Annotated in this window: 13 protein-coding genes; 6 read left to right on the plus strand and 7 right to left on the minus strand. The window is 55.9% G+C overall.

Annotation, left to right across the window (positions count from 1 at the left end):
* Positions 1-5: 5 nt before the first annotated feature.
* Positions 6-1,118 carry a phosphonoacetaldehyde reductase gene (locus SH139x_RS18595; protein ID WP_488356045.1) on the minus strand — a complete coding sequence of 371 codons (1,113 nt, stop codon included), beginning with the start codon at positions 1,116-1,118 and terminating at the stop codon, positions 6-8.
* Positions 1,119-1,386: 268 nt separating this feature from the next.
* Between SH139x_RS18595 and SH139x_RS18600 the strand changes: the two genes are divergently transcribed.
* A complete protein-coding gene (locus SH139x_RS18600; protein ID WP_488351267.1) occupies positions 1,387-1,593 on the plus strand; it encodes a hypothetical protein in 207 nt (68 codons plus the stop codon).
* Positions 1,550-2,065 (plus strand): HAD family hydrolase, encoded by a 516-nt coding sequence (locus SH139x_RS18605; RefSeq protein WP_488351268.1) that lies wholly within the window; start codon positions 1,550-1,552, stop codon positions 2,063-2,065. The genes SH139x_RS18600 and SH139x_RS18605 overlap by 44 nt, the downstream gene beginning before the upstream one ends.
* Positions 2,066-2,732: 667 nt before the next feature.
* Here the strand turns inward: SH139x_RS18605 and SH139x_RS18610 are convergent.
* From SH139x_RS18610 to SH139x_RS18620, 3 genes are all read right to left on the minus strand, one after another.
* Positions 2,733-3,041: a hypothetical protein gene (locus SH139x_RS18610; protein WP_488351269.1), complete on the minus strand. Its 309-nt coding sequence runs from the start codon at positions 3,039-3,041 to the stop codon at positions 2,733-2,735.
* The gene (locus tag SH139x_RS18615) at positions 3,042-3,200 is read right to left on the minus strand and encodes a hypothetical protein (protein WP_488351270.1); all 159 of its coding nucleotides are present in this window, start codon (positions 3,198-3,200) and stop codon (positions 3,042-3,044) included.
* 402 nt (positions 3,201-3,602) lie between these two features.
* Positions 3,603-3,812, minus strand: coding sequence for a hypothetical protein (locus SH139x_RS18620; protein WP_488351271.1), 210 nt, complete (start codon positions 3,810-3,812; stop codon positions 3,603-3,605).
* Between SH139x_RS18620 and SH139x_RS18625 the strand changes: the two genes are divergently transcribed.
* The 3 genes from SH139x_RS18625 (at position 3,811) to SH139x_RS18635 (ending at position 6,289) form a co-directional block, all read left to right on the plus strand.
* The gene (locus SH139x_RS18625) at positions 3,811-4,359 is read left to right on the plus strand and encodes a hypothetical protein (RefSeq protein WP_488351272.1); all 549 of its coding nucleotides are present in this window, start codon (positions 3,811-3,813) and stop codon (positions 4,357-4,359) included. The two genes, SH139x_RS18620 and SH139x_RS18625, sit on opposite strands and share 2 nt — an antisense overlap.
* Positions 4,360-4,431: 72 nt before the next feature.
* Positions 4,432-5,343, plus strand: a complete 912-nt coding sequence (thiD, locus tag SH139x_RS18630) for a bifunctional hydroxymethylpyrimidine kinase/phosphomethylpyrimidine kinase (protein ID WP_488351273.1) — start codon at positions 4,432-4,434, stop codon at positions 5,341-5,343.
* Between the two features lies 1 nt (position 5,344).
* On the plus strand, positions 5,345-6,289 hold the full coding sequence (locus SH139x_RS18635; RefSeq protein ID WP_488351274.1) for an aldo/keto reductase: 945 nt from the start codon (positions 5,345-5,347) through the stop codon (positions 6,287-6,289).
* Here the strand turns inward: SH139x_RS18635 and SH139x_RS18640 are convergent.
* Complete coding sequence (locus SH139x_RS18640) at positions 6,275-7,852, minus strand: sigma-70 family RNA polymerase sigma factor (RefSeq protein ID WP_488351275.1); 1,578 nt, start codon at positions 7,850-7,852, stop codon at positions 6,275-6,277. The two genes, SH139x_RS18635 and SH139x_RS18640, sit on opposite strands and share 15 nt — an antisense overlap.
* Before the next feature lie 353 nt (positions 7,853-8,205).
* On the opposite strand from SH139x_RS18640, the gene SH139x_RS18645 reads away from it, so the two are divergent.
* On the plus strand, positions 8,206-11,361 hold the full coding sequence (locus SH139x_RS18645; RefSeq protein WP_488351276.1) for a [protein-PII] uridylyltransferase family protein: 3,156 nt from the start codon (positions 8,206-8,208) through the stop codon (positions 11,359-11,361).
* Here SH139x_RS18645 and SH139x_RS18650 read toward each other — a convergent pair.
* Together SH139x_RS18650 and SH139x_RS18655 are read right to left on the minus strand one after the other, a co-directional pair.
* Positions 11,358-17,201, minus strand: coding sequence for an SdrD B-like domain-containing protein (locus tag SH139x_RS18650; protein WP_488351277.1), 5,844 nt, complete (start codon positions 17,199-17,201; stop codon positions 11,358-11,360). The genes SH139x_RS18645 and SH139x_RS18650 overlap by 4 nt on opposite strands.
* A 64-nt stretch (positions 17,202-17,265) precedes the next feature.
* Positions 17,266-18,303 (minus strand): WD40 repeat domain-containing protein, encoded by a 1,038-nt coding sequence (locus tag SH139x_RS18655; protein WP_488351278.1) that lies wholly within the window; start codon positions 18,301-18,303, stop codon positions 17,266-17,268.
* Between the last annotated feature and the right edge of the window lie 91 nt (positions 18,304-18,394).

Genomic DNA, 18,394 nt, shown 5'->3' on the forward strand with positions numbered 1-18,394 from the left:
GCCGTTTAAGGCAAAAGGACCGCGAGCAATTGTTTGCGATTCACACGCCGGGGATTGTTGGATAGCCTTTGCAGATTAGCGGAATCGACAACGGCGAGCAAATCATTGGGGCCCACGACTTCCGCAAAGGTCGGGCAGCCAACCTGCGAGAGCAGGGCGGCGATTTTCGCGCAAGCGTCATCGACATCGTCAGCACGCAGCAGCTCCAAGATTTGAGCGATGCGTTGATGAACGCTGGCCGCTCCGCGAGGATCGACACAATCTTCGTCGGTAACCGCGGCGTTGAAGGCGAGCATCGCAGCCAGCGTGCTGGCCACCGCCATACCGTGGGGAACGCCAAAGCGAGAGGTCAGGAAATAGGAAAGGGCATGTGGAGCTGTGGTCTTAGTGATGTTGATCGCCTTGCCAGCCAAATGCGAAGCACGGCACATCGCACGCCTGGCTTCGAGTGTCGGTGCATTGCTGGCAGTCACCAGATTATCAAAAGCTAGGCGAGCAGCTTCGGTCGCATATCCAATCGATTCGTCATTTGCCGCCACCGCCCAAATCGATTCAATTGCTTGACAGAATGCGTCCAATCCCGTGGCGGCCGTGATCTGCCTGGGCAAACTCGCCGTCAACGTCGGATCGACAATTGCATAATTCGGCAACAATGAGCGGTGGGCCACTGAATACTTTTCTCCAGCGACGTAAATGACGGCAAAATGCGTTGCCTCGCTACCGGTTCCGGCTGTCGTTGGAATCGCCAGCAATGGTTTGCCAACCACCTCGATCGCCGCAATGCCGGTGGCGATATTCCGTGCGCTCGCGGTTTGCTCGGCTAACGCTCCAATTAATTTTGCCAAATCGATCGCCGTGCCACCCCCGAATGCAATCACGACATCAGGCTCGAAATCACGGTACAATTTGATTCCGCGAGTGACATCCTCCAGTTTTGGATTTAGCTCAAACTCAGTAAAGCGTGCGCTCGCATGCTGGCGAAAAAGTGGATCAAGGATGGCTTCCGCACCTGAAGCTCGGTATGCGGGTACGTCGAGCACCAAAAACAGACGCTTGGCGGATAAAGTCTCCAGCACAGCGGCTACTCCGCTGATCGACTCGACCAACGGCTGTTTCATGACAACCACTTTGACTTCTCCTGGGCGGGCTAGCTTTGACTGGAATGCCGCTATGCTACTGAGACTTGGCTTTAAATCAACTCGACTGCGGTAGTCAACGCGGTCGGCAGCACGCTCAAACGACGACGTTAAAAAATGAAGTTGCGTTAACATAGCAGTGCTAGAACTCGCCAAACGACGCATACCCCCGTATTATCCAATCGCGGCGGCGCGGGGTCCTCGTTCGCACACGTTACTTGAAACCCTGGCCCCGTCGAGGAATGATCGCATGATTCAACTTGTTGTCTTTGACATGGCAGGCACGACAGTTGATGAGGACAACATGGTTTATATGACAGTGCGAGCCGCTATCAACGCAGCCGGTTATCAATTCACGCAGGAGCAGGTGCAAGAAGCGGGAGCCGGTAAGGAGAAATCTAAAGCGATTCGCGTTGTTGCTGCTCGACGGCCCCCCCCATACCGACGCCGAGGTTGATGCTATCTTCGACGACTTCAAACAGCTATTATGCACGGCCTACGCGACCCTGGATGTAAAAGAGCAGCCGGGAGCATCGCAGACATTTGCCAAACTGCGGCAAATGGGCATCAAGGTGGTGTTGAATACTGGCTACGATCGGGCCACGGCTGAAAGCCTGATTGCCCAGATTGACTGGACGGTGGGAACGGATATTGATGGCCTAGTAACGGCCAGTGATGTTACAAATGGTCGCCCTGCACCCGACATGATTTGGTTCGCCATGAGCCTGGCAGGCGTGGAGTTGAGCAAATTGACTGAGAGGATCGGAGACTCGGCGATTGACATCGAGGAAGGTAAGCGGGCCAATTGTGGCATGACCCTCGGCGTGCCCATGGCTGCCCACACCGCAGCTCAACTGCGTTCCGCTGCACCAACGCATATCGTTGCCAGCCTGGGTGAAATGTCTGATTTGATTCTGGCCGCAAGCTAACCGTCGCTTTCAGAAAAAGCGTCATCTTGGAGCCGAGAGGCCAAACAAACCGAAATCACGAAAGGCCTTGAACACCGAAAGCAAAGCTAGCCCCTGGCGAAGCCAGCCATCACGTCTGTGATCCCTTCGTGATCGGGTATCCGTCACTTTCGTGCCGCACAGATTGAGCATTTCGAGATTCGTGATATCCGACGAGCGGCAGCCGGACGGATTGTAGTGCCAACTTCATGTCCAAATGGAGCCCGCAAAGTTATCACGTAGTCGTCTGGCGTGGCGCAGAGAAATACAGCGCAAAAGGACAGCTAAGACGACCGTGATAGACCTCATGTTTGGTGAATTCACGTTGGTTACTCGGACTAGCGACGAACGCCAGCCGTCACCGGGCACGGAGAGACGACTTTCCATTTTTGAAAACTCGCAAGCCGTGCTCCGTGGTGAGCAGGCCGGGATCTCTTTGGTTATGAGCTACCGTTCCCCTGTTTGCCATCCGGTACTTGGATGCTGCCCGAAACTCATCCTCTTAGCTCGACTTTTGCAAGCTAGGCAGCCTGGGTAAGCCCAAAGTCTAGCAGTTTGCGGATTGGCGGTGGGAGTTTTTGAATAGCTGCCCCTGCTGGCACCCGTCCGAAAACCCAAATCATTCATAGGTAATGCCGCACGCTGATGATCATATCACTGAACGTGATGACTTCCTTGCCAATCCAAGACGCTCGCGCAGGTGAGGGCTTCTTTGTGGCAGCGTGTTGTAGAATGTCACAACAATGGTGTAAAGTAAAAACAGGCTTGGTGCCATTCTTAGCACCGTGTTGCGATGCCAACCACGAGTCGTTTCTAACCCCAAGTGCGCACGCATCTCTTGGAAGGTTGTTTCGATGTTCCATCTCCCGCCATACTGTTGAATCACCTCACTGGCAGACATTTCTAAGCAAGTCGTGAAGAAGTACTCGTTGCGATGTTTCCTATCAAGATCATGCAATTACACCCAGAGGATCGGCACCAGCCCCTTGCCACTTTTAAACCAGTGCCCAGTCCCTGTGATGACTTCCACATTCCTCCAGCCTCCGCCGTACCACGGTACATGCAATTTCTTACGTTTTCCATTCCGCTTGGCGACGACTTCTTTTGGCGAAGGCATTGAATCACCTTTGACTCGCGGTCGACCATTGACCTTGCCCCGACGTTTTGGTGGTAGCTTGTAAAAATTGGCGTCAGGGACAAGCTTGCTAACAAGCGACAATCGCTTCCGGTGACAGAACGCAAAATAATTTCCGCAAAATGACATGAAGACCATTTTCGGTGCGAAAAGAGTCGAGGGAAAGTCGAAGGGTTCAACGGGGTGATCAAGTCGAGCAGACGCAGGACACCGGAAACAGTGCGGTCGCCAATGACTAAGATTGCTGGGGCGAAAAACAAAATCAACCGTCGTGCGGTCTCCGGTTTTGCAGTTGCTGATGACAAAACGGGCTAGCATTGGTTTAAACTGATGTGGCACGCAAATCATGGCGGCTTCCTTGCCCAGGGTCGTAAGTGTGGTAACTCACGATTTTGGTGCGAGGAAGCCGTCTTTGCCTATATCAATTTCTGCCCCAGAAACGGAAAAAGTGGAGCTAAAGGACTCGCCGTTAAGTTGAAACGCGGTCGTTTCGAAGCAACCTTGCGTGAGGGTTTGAATGATATCGGCGATATCGTTATGCATCTCAGCGCCGTTCGGAATCAAGTGTAGTAGCCAGAACTTGATCTGGCTCATGGCTTTGCTAATGGAATCACCGCAAGTGATAAAACGCATTATTCGATTTGTGGTGTTGCTGGCAGCTTCCTGGGTTGTGATGACGTTTACGCACGAGATTGGGCACATCATCGGCGGGCTGGCGTGTGGTGCGACGCTGACGGACTACGACTTGGTTCCCTGGCGGATGCCGTTTAGTTTGCACTCGCCTGATCCGCATCCGCTGATTACGCTTTGGGCGGGCCCGCTAGTTGGCGTGGCTACACCGGCGGTACTGGCAGCATTGAGTCGCCAGCGTTGGGCTTGGTTTATTGCTGACTTCTGCCTGCTTGCCAACGGCTGCTACCTCGCGTTGGCTTGGGTGTCGGGTGACCGCTTACTCGACACTCCCCGGCTGCTTGCAGCAGGAGCACACCCAGCGACGATCATGCTGTACTGCCTGTTTACGATTGGAACCGGTTATACGTGGTTCCGCTCGGACTGCATTTATTTCCTCATGCCTGCCGGGGGCGTGCCTGCCGGGGGCGTGCCTGCCGGGGGACTGGGCAAAGGCACAAATGGAAGCTAACTTCGATAACGTCGGGCCGCTTCTCCGTCACACGCTGACCTTAGCTTTTTCCCCAACTGCGACTGAATCTTGTTGAGTTCATCACAGCCCCAACCTGCCAATGATTTGCCCGTCGTGCTGACGATTGGAGGCTCCGACCCGAGCGGTGGTGCTGGCATTCAAGCTGATCTAAAAACGATTCATCAGCTGGGTGTCTTCGGAGCTTCGGCAATTACCTTGTTGACGGTGCAAAACACGCGAGGAGTCAGCCGGGTATTCTTCCTGCCTGAAGATCTGATCGGTGAGCAAGTTGGCGTGGTTTGCGAAGACCTCGACCCTGACGTAATCAAGGTTGGCGCGTTGGGAAACGCAGCGACCGTTCGTGCTGTGGCCGCAGCGATGGCCGATCTACCTCCCAGGAAACGCCCGCGGTTGGTCGTCGTGGATCCTGTGATGATCAGCAAGCATGGCCACGCCCTGGTAGACCAAGCGGCAATCGAGGCGTTGCAGCAGCTAATCTTGCCGACAGCGACGATCGTAACTCCCAACCGGCATGAAGCGGAGCGGCTCAGCCGTGCAGCGATTTCAACCACTTCGGATGCCATGACGGCGGCCCAACACATGTTATCGATGGGACCACGCTATGTGGTCCTGAAAACGCGACTAGAGCAGGCAGCGGTTGACTTGTTAGTCTCCTCTGACAGCGAGCATGAGTTCTCCGCACCCTACATTGAAGCGGCCGGCAACCACGGTAGCGGCTGTGTGTTGTCGGCTGCAATCGCCGCGGGTTTGGCCATGCGGGGGCGGAGCGATCTCACGGAACTCCAAATGGGAGCCGCAGTTGGCATTGGAAAAGACAGCAGCTTCCCCAGCATGGAACAAATGGTTGAAATCGTGGGGGAGGCCAAGCGATTTGTGACCCGTGGACTCAAGAGCGGGGTACGGATTGGCCAAGGGATTCATCCGGTCGACATTCTCTCGTCGGAAAAATTTGGCGAGCTCTAGCATGCAACCGACAATTTACCCACCGGTGATTATGGGGCTTTGGCCAATCGCCGGTATTACTTCCACGGGCGTCAAGGCAGAGACGAGCCGCAAGGCGATCGAAGTGGCGATCGGGATGGAAGTGCGCTGGTTCGACACCGCCTATTCCTATGGCTTTGACGGTGAATGCGATCGGCTGCTCGGAGAAGTAATCTCTCAAGTAAGCACTGTCAGCAATGAGTCGATAGCCGTTATCGGTAAAGTGGGCCAGCGCTGGGACGGGGCAAAGCAGAGGGTGATCGACGCTTCGCCGGCGACGATTAAGCGCGACGCGGAAACATCTTTAAAGCGATTGGGAATCGAGCAATTTGATTTACTGATGTTACATAGCGTCGACCCGCAAGTCCCGATTGAAGACTCTGCGATGGCGACCGCCGAACTGTGTGACCGTGGCTTGGCAAAGCGAGTTGGAGTCTGCAATGTTAGCTTGCCAGAGTTGCAACGTTTCGCCAGTGTCATTCCGCCTACAGCTGTGCAACTGCCGCTCAACATGTTGCAAACGGACATTCTCAAAGAGATTGTGCCGTGGTGCCATCAACGAGAGGTCGCAGTCCATGTGTACTGGACATTAATGAAAGGAATTCTAGCGGGCGCGATCAGCAGGAATCATCAGTTTTCAGCCGCCGATTCGCGTCCCAAGTACCCGATCTATCAGGGGTCAGCTCGGGAGCGAACTCACCGGTTGGTTGATCGTTTGCAGAAATTAGCGAGCGAGTACGAGACGACGGTATCCAAGCTGGCGATCGGCTGGACGATCTCACAACCGGGAGTCACTTCGGCACTGGTTGGCGCCAAGTATGATTGGCAAATCCAAGACACTGCCGGGGCCCGCCCGCTGTCCGGCGAAGTGTTAGCAAAAATCGACCAAGAGATAGCCGCCTCGGTCGTTGGCTCAGTCGCTGGCTGAGGCGGGATCGCCGGCCATTAGTTCGGCACCGTCGAGGAAGCTGACCAGGGATTTAGCGCGATAAGGTTGTTGTAATTTACGAACCGCCTTACTTTCGATTTGTCGGACCCGTTCACGCGTGACCTGGAAAATCCGTCCAACTTCCTCCAGCGTGTAGGTATAGCCGTCGGCCAAGCCGTAACGCAGTTTGAGAATTTCACGTTCGCGATAATTCAGCGTTTGCATGGCGCGATCGATTTGCGACTTGAGCGCTTCACGATTCGCTTCCATCAAGGGGTCATCATCACGATGATCCTCCAAGAATTCGCCGAAGACCGATTCCTCATGGTCTCCAATCGGTTGATCGAGACTGAGAGGCTGACGGCTCATCTTGAGAATTACGCGAGCGTCGTCGAGCGAGAGGCCAGCTGTTTCAGCAATCTCTTCGGCAGTCGGTTCGCGACCAAATCGTTGCACGAGTTCACGGGTGATTTGGCGAACTTTATTCATGGTGTCGATCATGTGCACGGGGACTCGAATGGTACGGCTTTGATCAGCAATTGCTCGCGTGATGGCTTGGCGAATCCACCAAGTTGCGTAGGTGCTGAATTTGTAGCCACGAGCGTGTTCAAATTTATCGACCGCTCGCATCAAGCCGGTATTGCCCTCTTGGATCAGGTCCAGGAAAGAGAGACCTCGGTTGCGATACTTTTTGGCGATGGAGACAACCAAGCGGAGGTTACCAGCAGAAAGCACTCGCTTGGCCGCATCATAATGATCGCGGAGCTCGGCGGTTCGCCCGACGCGGCGTGCCAGGGTTCGGGGAGTCTCGTAAGTCAAACGCATGAGGTGACGCAATTCGCTGCGAAGCTGAGTTTCGTCGGGCATGCCTGGCGCTTGCAAGGCGACGGGGTCGCGCAACAAGCGATGGATTTCGGCCATGCGGCGGGAAATTTCTTCAACGCGTTCGAATAGCGGTTGCAACTTCGTCGTCCGCAGGTCCATCTCCTCCACCAAACGCACAGCTTTGTTGCGCCGCACCGTCAGGCGCCGCCAAGCAGCGCGACGTTCGGTCATGGGGACTTGACGATTTACGGCGGTGAGAAAATCGACGCGGTTTTGTTCGAGCAGGTGTCGCAGCGTTTGTACGTTAGGAACGATCCGCTTCATGATCGCTTTTTTAGCCGAGGCGTTGGTCACGCTGACTTCGATCGTGCGATCGAGCCGCAGTTTGCCGTCGCGGACCTGCTCGAGCAACTTGCAAGCGGACTGGAGCATGAAATCGGTCGCCATCATCATATGGCGATAAACTTCGCGGGCGGCTTCGATACTCTTGGCGGCGGAGACTTCTTGTTCGCGGCTGAGCAATGGGATCTGGCCCATTTGCATCAGGTACATGCGAACGGGGTCATCGGTGGAATCGACGACTACTTCTTCATCACCGAATTCGTCATCATCCTCATCGAGCATATCGTCGGCGAGTTCGTCTCCTGAGATCGCCGCCTTACGACGCAATTCTCGCTCTTCTTCCGCTCCGAAGGCGTCGTCGTGGATGGACGAGCTGATTGGAAACTTCTTCGCCATGCTTTTCCCCTATCGGCGTGTTGACTGATTCATCGTTGGGACGGTGGGAGTTAAAGCGAGCGAAATACCATCGACTACCCGACGCCTTTCAAAAATTGCTCCTAAGTTGCGTACTGGCAATCACTTGCTGAAACTTTTTGAATTCCTACCCCGTCTTGCTCTCGGTGTTGATGTTGCCTGATACGGACATTTCATGTTGCTTCTTTGCATCATCTGATGAAATTGCGAAACAGGCACGCAATTTGTCGATCTGCGACACGGCTAAAATCTGAAGGCAAAGAGGCGCATTTCCCCGAGCGACAGCTGGCTATAATGTGTTTGCCCAGCTTCTGACTCCAATCTTGTTGTCCCTGATGACCGCTGATGCTTTTTCTACGCAACCGAGCGCACAACGGCTCGATTCGTTGCTCCTGAATGTGAAATTTCGTCATCCAGAATTAGCCACGGCGCGGCTTGAAAAGCTGCGTGAGTCGGCAAATTCCACCGATCTTGCTGCTGCTGCCGTCCAACATGTGGCAAGTCATTTGGTGAACCATCCGGCTGCCGATCCAGTTTTCGCTTGGTTCGTGGAGATGATTTGCCAGGCTGCTGAGCCGCAGCGAATGCTGAGTCATTTCCAGCAGAACCCCGATAAACTGACCCAAGCCATACGGCTGGTGAGCAGTTCGGCGTGGATTGGCGAATGTTTGCTTTCAGACCCTCAAGCTCTCGAATTATTGCAACTGACGGGCGTGGAGCAAGTTAGTAACCCGGTCGCCCGCACGGCGTTGGTGGAGCAATTCGCGACCGCCGCTCAGGCGGCAAGCTCGGTTTCACAAGCGAACGAGATTCTACGGCAGCTGCGAAATCGCGAGCTATTACGAGTCGGCTTCGGCGATGTTGTTTCCGACGCGCAAGTCGACCGCACCTGCGAACAGCTGGCGTATGTCGCCGACGCAATTTTGTCGGCCGCGCTGGACACCGCGTATCGATTCGCTGTCAAAAGACGCGGCGAACCAAGGATCGGCGATGATGGGAGGCCCGTCTCATTAACCGTTCTGGCGCACGGTCCTTACGGTGGTTTGGAGATGGATTACGGGCAAGCGATCGACGTGTTAATGTTGGCCGGAGGAGGACAGGCGGGCGCGACATCCCAGGCCCCGGTAGACGAGTTTGTCGAGCTTTGGATCGAAACAACAAAGGCGATTTTGCAAGGAACCACCCCTCAATCAACGATCTATCGCTTGCGGCAACGGTTGAACGAGGACGCCAGCGGCAAGCTGATCTACGACGCCGAGACGATCGCCCGATCGCTGGACCATTCGGGACGGACTTGGCAGCGCCAGGCGCTAGTGAAAGCCCGCGTGGCTGCAGGTGACCAACAGTTGGGAGCCGAATGGATGCGCCGCATCGAGCCTTGGGTCTACCGTCGCTATCTGGGAGCAGCCGACCAGGAAGGGATTCGAGCGGTCAGGCGAAAGCTCAGCCGCGGTACCGGTTTACCAGCGGCAGCCGAACAGCTCCCCATTGACGCCCCGCTGATTGCCAGTGGTGAGATCGAAGGTGTGACGCAATTCCTGCGGCTGCTAAACGGCACGGATCTGAACTCCCTGCGAGTTGGCAACACATTTCGCGCAATCGAAGCTTTGGAACAAGCTGGCTGTTTGACGATGCAGGAGCGAACGTTGCTGAGTGAACACTATGCCGGTCTGAGAAAAATTGCTCATCGCCTTCAACTTGCCAGTTTGGCTGAGGCGAACGGCAAGCCGGACAGTGATGGCAAGTCGGGCAGTGATGAAGAACCGTGGACGAGTGCGGCCCATAGCCTGGGGTTTGTGGACGCCGCGGGCCATCCCGATCCGCACTCGCTGCGAAATGATACGGTACAACGTCGTCGCGTGACGCGGCGGATCGTCGACCACTTGGTGCACGACGTCTTTCCTGATAGCGAGGAGATGCCGCTAGAAACCGAAATGGTTTTGGACCCTGAAATTGACCGGCAAGTGGTCGAGCGGACACTTTCGGGCTATGGGTTTGAGCGTCCTGAGGTCGCGTTTCAACAACTGCTGTCGATGGCGACGGAACAGATACGATTTCTAAGCGACCGCCGCAGTCGTCATTTTTTGGCGGGGATAGCGCCGAAGTTGCTGGAAGAAGTCGCCGCCACCCCCGACCCCGATACGACACTGGAAAGGCTGGCCGCGATCAGCGACTCGTTGGGTGGAAAAGCTGCCTTGTGGGAGTTGTTTCAATCGACCCCACCGACGTTACGTTTGTGCGTCCGCCTATGCGCGGCCAGTCCCTACTTGGCCGGCATCTTGGTCAACAACCCGGGCATGTTAGACGAGTTAATTGACTCGCTGATCTTGGATCGCTTGCCGCTGGGCGAGCAGTTGGAAAATAACTCGCGCGAACTCTGTCGTTTTGCCGAAGACCTCGATCCCATTCTGCATAGTTTCAAAAATTCAGCCCAGTTGCGCATTGGAGTCCGCGATCTGTTGGGCCGCGACTCGATCGTTGATACGCACCGCGCGATTGCCGATACCGCGGAAGCTTGTTTGCGGCGGGTTGCTGAGTATGAATGGGAAATGATGACCAACCGGTATGGAATCCCCATGGCGGAAAGTGGCCAGCCAGGTTACCTGAGCATGATCGCGTTGGGAAAATTGGGAGGTCGTGAACCGAACTACCACAGCGACCTGGATATGCTGTTTGTCTACGATGCGGAGGGTCAAACGCGACCGCTTGCCGGAGGTAGACGCGAGGGAACCAGCAATGGTCATTTTTTCAACGAGTTAACCCAAAGGATCAACAAGCGAGTTAGCAATTATGGACCTTGGGGACGGCTCTACGATCTCGATGGACGGATTCGATTTTCACACCATCGACACGTGATGGCGATTACTCAGGATCAATTCGCAGCCCACTTCGGTGCTCCTGGTTGTCCACTTTGGCAGCGTCTGGCATTGGTCAACGCCCGCGTGATCTACCATAGCGGGGCAAATGAAAAGGAGATGCGAAAGTTGATTGCCGAGGCGTTGCAAGCCCCCGCCTGGCGGACCGAGATGGCCGAGGAAGCGGCGAAGCTGCGTTATCAATCGCAACAGGGGGCCGCCCCGGAGAATCTAAAGCGGGGGCTGGGGGGAACGTTGGATATTGAACTCATCGTCCAACTGCTGCTGTTACGGCACGCCGGCGAACTGGCGGGGCAACTGGGGGTTGGCACGTTTGCCGGATTGCAACTGCTGAGAAAACAAGGCTGGCTTTCAGTCGAGCGGGCCAGACATTTATCGGCTAGCTACAACTACTTGCGGAGCGTCGAATCGAACCTGCGGCTGATGAACTTGCCAGCTCGACACGATCTGCCCCGTTCGCCCGACGAGTTGCGGTGGCTCGCTTTTGCGATGCGCGAGACACACGCCAACGTGGTTACGCAAAAATGCGATGCCTATCGAGAAGCGAATCGTCAGATCTTTGAAGCTGTGATCGCGGAACAGATGTCCGGCGATCAAGCCCAGCAAGCTCCTTAGGCGGCAGGTGAGTCTGACCCCGTTCGTGACTCCTGATAGCGATAAAGTCCCGGCTGATCGCGTCCATCCCCGTCCCAGTCTCCCATCACGGGCACTTGGTTTTGATCGCGTGGGATTCGCAATTGAAGATCGGCAGCCGTGAGTCGACGATCTCCATCGGTATCAATAATCCATAGATCACCGCGAACCACTGCCAGTTGGTCAATCCCGTCGCCATTCCAATCGCCGACCAGGGGGATATCACCCGGTTGCCCAAAGACGGCTGTCACGTCGGAGTTCGACCACCTTCCATCTCCATCAGCATCCAATTGCCAAACACCTCCGCGGAAGACGGCAATCGTGTCGATCCCATCTCCGTTCCAATCGCCAACCAAAGGGACATCGGAATCGACTCCGTAGCGGAACACGTGATCGATCACGTCGGCATGCATCTTCCCTTTGGCGGTATTGCGCAAGAATCGTTTACCGACCGCCGCGTCGCCCTCCGTTGGGGGCAAATTCTTATGCCCGCGTTCACTGCGATTGCTCAATCCTGGCAGCCCCGCGTCGCGTCGAATGACTTGCGGATCGCGTTGCCACTCAGGCCCGAAAATCCCCACGTCTTGTTTGCCGTCGCCGTCCCAATCACCAACGACAGGGCGGTCCTTTGCTGAGCCCAGTAGCAACCACAAATCGCCACTATCCCAGCGACCGTTGCCATTCAGGTCAACCAACCATTCACCATCAATATAGATCGCCGCCTCATCCTGGCCATCACCGTCAAAATCGCCGACCACGGGAATACCAGCACTCACTCCGACCACAATCGATCGCGCACCCACGAGCGGTTGTCCCTCAGCATCATAGACTTCCCACTGACCATTATTGGCCTTCGCTTCCGACCAGCGTTTCATGAGTTCTTCGTTGGCGGCCGGAATGAATACCTTATCATCCTCAATGCCCGCATCACGTGGTTCGCCACCATTAATCACACTCAAGTGCCAGCTGACGTTGGACCTCCAAACGAACCAAGGAATCAAATCGATCGGCGGCGGAGTCCAACCCAAGAAGGGACGCTCCGGAGGCAGGAACGTATCGAAACCGACGTCAGGAATGTGATTAACTGGGGGCTCCGGATCTTCTCCCGGTGGGCCAGGTGGTGGCGGATCGATGCGAATTTCACTGAAGTTGTTGTTACTGACTCGCTGGCCCGCAGTCACAAAGATTGACAAGATTGCATCGGTTCCGGGGTTTGTTTCTTCCGAGAGGGCAAGCGAAGAAACGATGGCACCCAGCTGCGGGTTACCGGCCAAATCAGCAGTATTCACCGCCAATCCGTTGCCCGTCTGACCAGGTGTATCCAACCCATCAATAAAGCCATCGGGCTGAACCTGATACACGTGATAGGTGGCCCGAGGGCGAAGCCCGGTGAACTCATAGAAACCATTCTCGTCAGTAACTACTCGGATGGGCCCATCGGCATATGTCCCTGGGATCGCGGTGGCGGCATCAATCGTATCGCCCAGCAAGTTCCGCAATTCAAGCGTGACCCCGGCCAACCGGCGATCGTCGGACGTCAACACACCATCCTGGTATTTCCGCAACTCCTCTGGCGCGGGTGCGTTGGGCATTTCCAAGTCCCGCCCATCCTGGAACACAAACCCGCTGATTGAGGCTGGGGGCACTTCTGGAAAATCATAATGAACGAGGTTGCCGCCGCCGGGGACGGCGATAGCTGAGATGATATCAGCCAAGCGATCATCGCCGCCGTGCGACCCAGCATGTTGACCACCATGGAACAGCCCCAGTGGCTGGTATTCGCGCACCGAATAAACGCCTGGAGGCAAATCCGAAAACTGATAATTGCCGTTCACGTCGGTCGTGGTGGAAGCAACCACAGCACCGTTTGCATCCACCAGATCGACCGCGACGTTCTCGAGCGGTTGTTCCGAGTTGTCAAACTCTCCGTCAGTGTCTTGGTCAACCCAAACACGACCGCTGAGCGATCCGCCCACAACTTCGCAGAAATCATAGCCAGTCAACTGTTGGCCGGGACCAATCTCGATGGCGCCGATGAGGTCATCGGCCAACACGCGTCCACCGCCACTGCCGACGACTTGTCCACCCTGGAAAAAACCGACTGGTTGAATCTCCGCGACGCGGTAGCGACCGGAGCGCAAACCGGAAAATTCGTAACGTCCTTGAGCATCGGTGCGGGTGGTTTGCAAGACTGTCCCCTGCTCATCCTGCAGGTGTACGACCACGTTCTCCAGCGGACGCTCGCCAAGATGGGGCTCGTAAAAACAGTCGCCATCGGAATCGACGAAGACGGAACCTGCCAACGAGCTGGGCTCGACTTCGCAAAAGTCATAGTCGACAAGGTCTTGTCCTGGCCCTAATTCGATCTCGCCGATCAGGTCGTCGGCCAGCACCACGCCGCCACCGCTGCCGACCGTCTGACCGCCATGAAACAACCCCGCAGGTTGGACTTCGCTGATCCGATACGTTCCAGGACGCAGATTTGCAAAATGATAACGCCCGCTGGCGTCGGTCGTCGTGGTGGCAATGATGTTGCCCGTTTCATCATGCAGCCGAATTTCGACACCTTGCAGAGGACTTTCGCCAAGCGTCGGTTCGTAGACACAGTCTTCGTCGGAATCAATAAAGACCATCCCACCAATCGACGAGGGCTCGATTTCGCAGAAATCGTAATCCACGAAATCTTGATTGGCACCCAACATGATTTCGCCGATCAGGTCCTCCGCGAGAATGCGACCTCCGCCGGAGCCGACCACTTCACCTCCTTGGAAAAACCCGGCGGGCTGCACTTCACTGATGCGATACGTTCCGGGACGCAGGTCAGCAAAATGATATTCGCCATTGGCATCGGTCTGCGTGGTTTGCAACACGCGCCCATCTGCATCGTGCAAGCGAATCGTGACTCCCGCCAAACTGCGTTCGCCTAGGGTTGGTTCATGCACACAATTGCCATTGGAATCGACAAACACACTCCCCGAAATCGAAGAGGGCTCAATTTCCCAAAAGTCGTAATCGATGAGGTTTTCTCCCCAGCCGATTTCAACATCTTGAATCCAATCGGTCGTCCCTGCGTCGCCACCCTTTGAGCCGGCTCGCTGGCCACCTTGCAGATAGCCGACCGGTTGAGTCTCGCGGACGCTGTAGCGGCCTTGCCGCAAATCGGTGAATTCGTAGTATCCTTGATCATTGGTCGTCGTGGTGGCGATGCGTTGGCCGTTTTCATCGAGCAACTCCAGGGTGACTCCCGCCAACCATGGCTCGCCCGCGTTACGAACTCCATCCGCATTGCGATCGACATGGACGTTGCCGCTGATCTCGCTGGGTGGGTGCTCGCAGAAGTTATTTTGCACCGAGGAATCGCCCGAACCGACCGGAATTTCTCGGATTCGGTTGGCCACATCGATCAATCCGCCGGTCGAGCCTACGACCAAACCGCCATCAAAGAAACCTGCCGGCTGTTCTTGCACAACCGTGTACTTCCCAGGACGAAGGCCGGTAAACTCGTACTTGCCATCCGCATCCGTGGTGGTCTCGGCAAGCTGCTGGCCGCCAGCATCTAACAGGCGAATGACGACGCCGCTGAGCGTTTGCTCATTAGGGTCAAGCGTGCAGTCGTCATCAAGATCGGCGTGGACCTGTCCCGAGATAGTGGCGGGAAGCAGTTCTCCAAAATTATACTCCACACCCGCTTGGCCTTGTCGCAAACTGACCGCTTGAATCACATCGCCGGGATTCACCGCTCGACCTTGGACAATGCCCGCCACGGTTCCCGCGCGGTCAAGTCCATCCAGGTAGCCTGCCGGAGTAATTTCTTCTAAGCGATAAGTGCCCGGCAGGATATTGCGAAATTCATAATAGCCGCTGGAGTCCGTTTGCTGGGTGCCGACAACGTTACCGCCAGCATCGATGAGGCGGACGGTAGCATTGGGAATCCCCAATTCTCCGGCATCCCGGGAGCCGTCATTCGAGCGGTCGTGATAAACATAGCCAGAGACGCTTGCTGGTGCCGCTTCGCAGAAATCATAACTCTCGCCATCGCGTCCCGCCGGCAAACGAATTTCCGAAAGACTACCATCGACGAGGGCAACACCGACTTCGATGCCATCGATGCGGCCCACGGAGGCATCACCATCGAGCAAACCAGGGGGAGTAATTTCTTCGATCCGATACGTTCCCTTGGGAACATCATCAAAACGATACCGCCCATCAACGCCGGTAAACACCACCGCCACTAAGTTATCCGCTTCATCAAAAAGTCGAACTTCTACGCCTTCCAGCGGGATCCCATCGTCGAAACCAACATCCTCACAGTCTTCCCCCGGGGGCACCAGATAGACACCGCCGGCGATCGAGCCTAAAGGAAGTTCGCCCAAGTTGTATTCAATCCCATTCACGCCACCAGCCAAACTAATGCCGCGAATCTCATCACCCGGATTTACCGCGGCACCAACCTGGACGCCATTGATGGTACCAGCCCGATCAAGACCATCGGTGTAGGGTGCCGGTTGGTCGAGCTGTTCGATGCGATACGTTCCTGGGGACAGGCCCTCGAAGCGATAGGAGCCATCGGCGGCTGTCGTTTGCACCATGGGCGTTTGGGGAGCAATGGTGTTGATTGGCACCAAACGCACGCGCACACCTTCAATCCCCACCTCGCCCGCGTCACGAATGCCGTCATCGCTGTCGTCGCGGTACACATAACCACTGATCGCGGCGGGACGCGCTTCGGCAAAATCAAAATCCACGGCGTGCAGATCACCCAGTGGCAAGGCGATTTGGCTGAGGATGTCCGCGGTCTCCACCGTGCCGGTGTCGACACCAGCCACCGTTCCCGGAATAGCACCCACGCTGAAATAGCCATCCGGCTGGGTTTCAATGACTCGATAGGTGCCAGGAGCTAGCCCCAAATCGGTACCGAACTGGTAATTGCCGTTGGCATCGGTGCGGGTGAAAAGGCCGGTGTCGACATATTGATTCGTGTTGGTATCAAGTTTCCACAGCTCGATTTCGACATCGCGCAGCAATGTCTCTCCAGCATCCAGGTTGAGATTCAAATTGTCATCAGCGAACACAGTACCAGCGATGGAGACTGGCTTGGGAACCTGTTGAGCCGTGACGATTGCACCGGCGGTGCGATTGTCTTGATCTTTAGCGCCCCCCAGGTCAATCGGCAGATCTAAACCATACTCGCTTTGCGGATCGCCATAGTCATTCAGGAAGATGTCTTGCCCACCCGCCAGTTCATAGTGTGGCGCCGCAAAGCTGGCCCCCAGGATCGAGCGATGAAACTCTTGCCCGCTGACAATCACGTCGAGTTCGTCATTGTCGAGTTCGCCGTTCGGTTCGACGTAAAGTATCTGATCCAGATCGATGGTAAACTCAAGTTTATCACCGGCCTGGAAATGTCTAAATTGAAGGATCAAGAGCTGGCTGCCATCCTCAACAATTCCCACCACCGCAGCCCTCGGATCAGCCGAGGTGAGTTCCACAACAGTAAACGGGTGTGCCGCATCTTTCCCGATGCCCCCGAGTTCGGTGTCGAAAATTAAATCATTGACTGAGAATCCGTCGCCTAGTTTATCAGTCGAGACACGGAGTTCGGTCAGTTCAGTGTTGGGAGCTCCGCCAGTAAACGAGACAACGAACGTATCGGGAAGATTGTCGGAACCTTGATCCTCCTCGATGTAAACCATGCCCACATGCACGGGATCGGCAGCCATCAGCAACCGCGACTCCAGCAACTCAGGACGAATCCGTCGCCGCAGGTTTGCCGCTAACAGGTCACGTCGTTCTCTCTTCGTGCGTTTGCCAAACACCCACATGCTGCGCACCTCCGTGTGCGAATCGTTGAACCGCTTTGGTTGTATTCAGATCGGGAGCGAAATTTTAAGGTAACCGACTGGTACGAGCATCGGGAGCCTGAGCGGCATCCGCGCCAGCGACCCTCGCGGTGCCCGAGAAATTTGCTACCGACCAAGCCCGCATCGTGGTATCGAAGCTGCCCGAGTAGAGCGTGCCCTCCCGATAGGCCAGCGAGGAAACTGACCCGCTATGGCCAACCAGTCGCTGGACAAGCTCACCCGTTTCTAAATCAATGATGTGGATCGTGTTGTCGGTACCACCCACCGCGGCGAACGAACCCTCGATCACGCAAGCCGACAACAATTTCGTGCGCGGGATTTTTATCGTGTGCACCACGCGGCGGTCGGTGGTATCGTAAACCACCACATGACCATCATCCCCGACGGTTAGCGTTCGCCCCGTCTCTCCAATGAAGGACATGGCGTTGATACGTCGGCTGTGGAGTTGAACATCCTCGATCGTCGAACCCGTAATCGCATCGTATAAATGCAAGTCACCGCTGCGACCGGCCACCCCCAAGAGTAGCCCGTCGTGGCGATAAGCGATCGCCCGCAAATCTTGACAGCCGCAATTCAACCGGGGACGTCGATCACTGTCGACGCCGACTAAATAGACTTCGGGAGCGAACCCGACGGTCGCCACCATGGAACTGTCTGGTGAAAAACGCACGGCACGCAGCGCGGCGACTTCACCCAACGCCTCGACGGTCCGCCAACGCTGGTCGCGCTCCCAGAGGATGAGCCGGCCGTCGTTAGCGACCGAAGCCAATAAGCGACCATCGCCGCTAAAATGCAGATCGCGAATCCAATCGCGGTGCAGATCCAGCGACGCGACCACGCTCCAGTCGGCAGTGGAAAGCACGCGGATCACATGATCATCTCCCGCCACGGCCAGCAATTGACCGCGGGGGTCCGCCGCCAACGCGGTAATCACCGGCGCAACCCGTTCGGGTCGTGTCGGCTTTAACTGCACCGTGAGACTGGGCTGCAACGGTTCTGCCCCGTCAGCTCCCCATGGAGCGACCAGCAGCAGGCAAAGTTGCAAGCAAATCAGTCGGGCCATTGTCTCCGTCCCTGGGTTCGCGGATCATCGACGCTCGGTAACTCGACTCATCGGATAGAATTCGGTTTCCAGCAGGGCGCTGCATGAACCT

This window comes from Kothea flammea (genome assembly GCF_052161645.1).
Lineage (GTDB): Bacteria > Planctomycetota > Planctomycetia > Pirellulales > Pirellulaceae > Laterigemmans.

Coding starts and splice junctions, on each gene's coding strand:
- SH139x_RS18625 (WP_488351272.1), top strand. CDS start 3,811: ATGGCTTTGCTAATGGAATCACCGCAAGTGATAAAACGCATTATTCGA.
- SH139x_RS18650 (WP_488351277.1), bottom strand. CDS start 17,201: ATGTGGGTGTTTGGCAAACGCACGAAGAGAGAACGACGTGACCTGTTA.
- SH139x_RS18645 (WP_488351276.1), top strand. CDS start 8,206: ATGACCGCTGATGCTTTTTCTACGCAACCGAGCGCACAACGGCTCGAT.
- SH139x_RS18600 (WP_488351267.1), top strand. CDS start 1,387: ATGATTCAACTTGTTGTCTTTGACATGGCAGGCACGACAGTTGATGAG.
- SH139x_RS18595 (WP_488356045.1), bottom strand. CDS start 1,118: ATGAAACAGCCGTTGGTCGAGTCGATCAGCGGAGTAGCCGCTGTGCTG.
- SH139x_RS18620 (WP_488351271.1), bottom strand. CDS start 3,812: ATGAGCCAGATCAAGTTCTGGCTACTACACTTGATTCCGAACGGCGCT.
- SH139x_RS18615 (WP_488351270.1), bottom strand. CDS start 3,200: ATGCCTTCGCCAAAAGAAGTCGTCGCCAAGCGGAATGGAAAACGTAAG.
- SH139x_RS18640 (WP_488351275.1), bottom strand. CDS start 7,852: ATGGCGAAGAAGTTTCCAATCAGCTCGTCCATCCACGACGACGCCTTC.
- SH139x_RS18655 (WP_488351278.1), bottom strand. CDS start 18,303: ATGGCCCGACTGATTTGCTTGCAACTTTGCCTGCTGCTGGTCGCTCCA.
- SH139x_RS18635 (WP_488351274.1), top strand. CDS start 5,345: ATGCAACCGACAATTTACCCACCGGTGATTATGGGGCTTTGGCCAATC.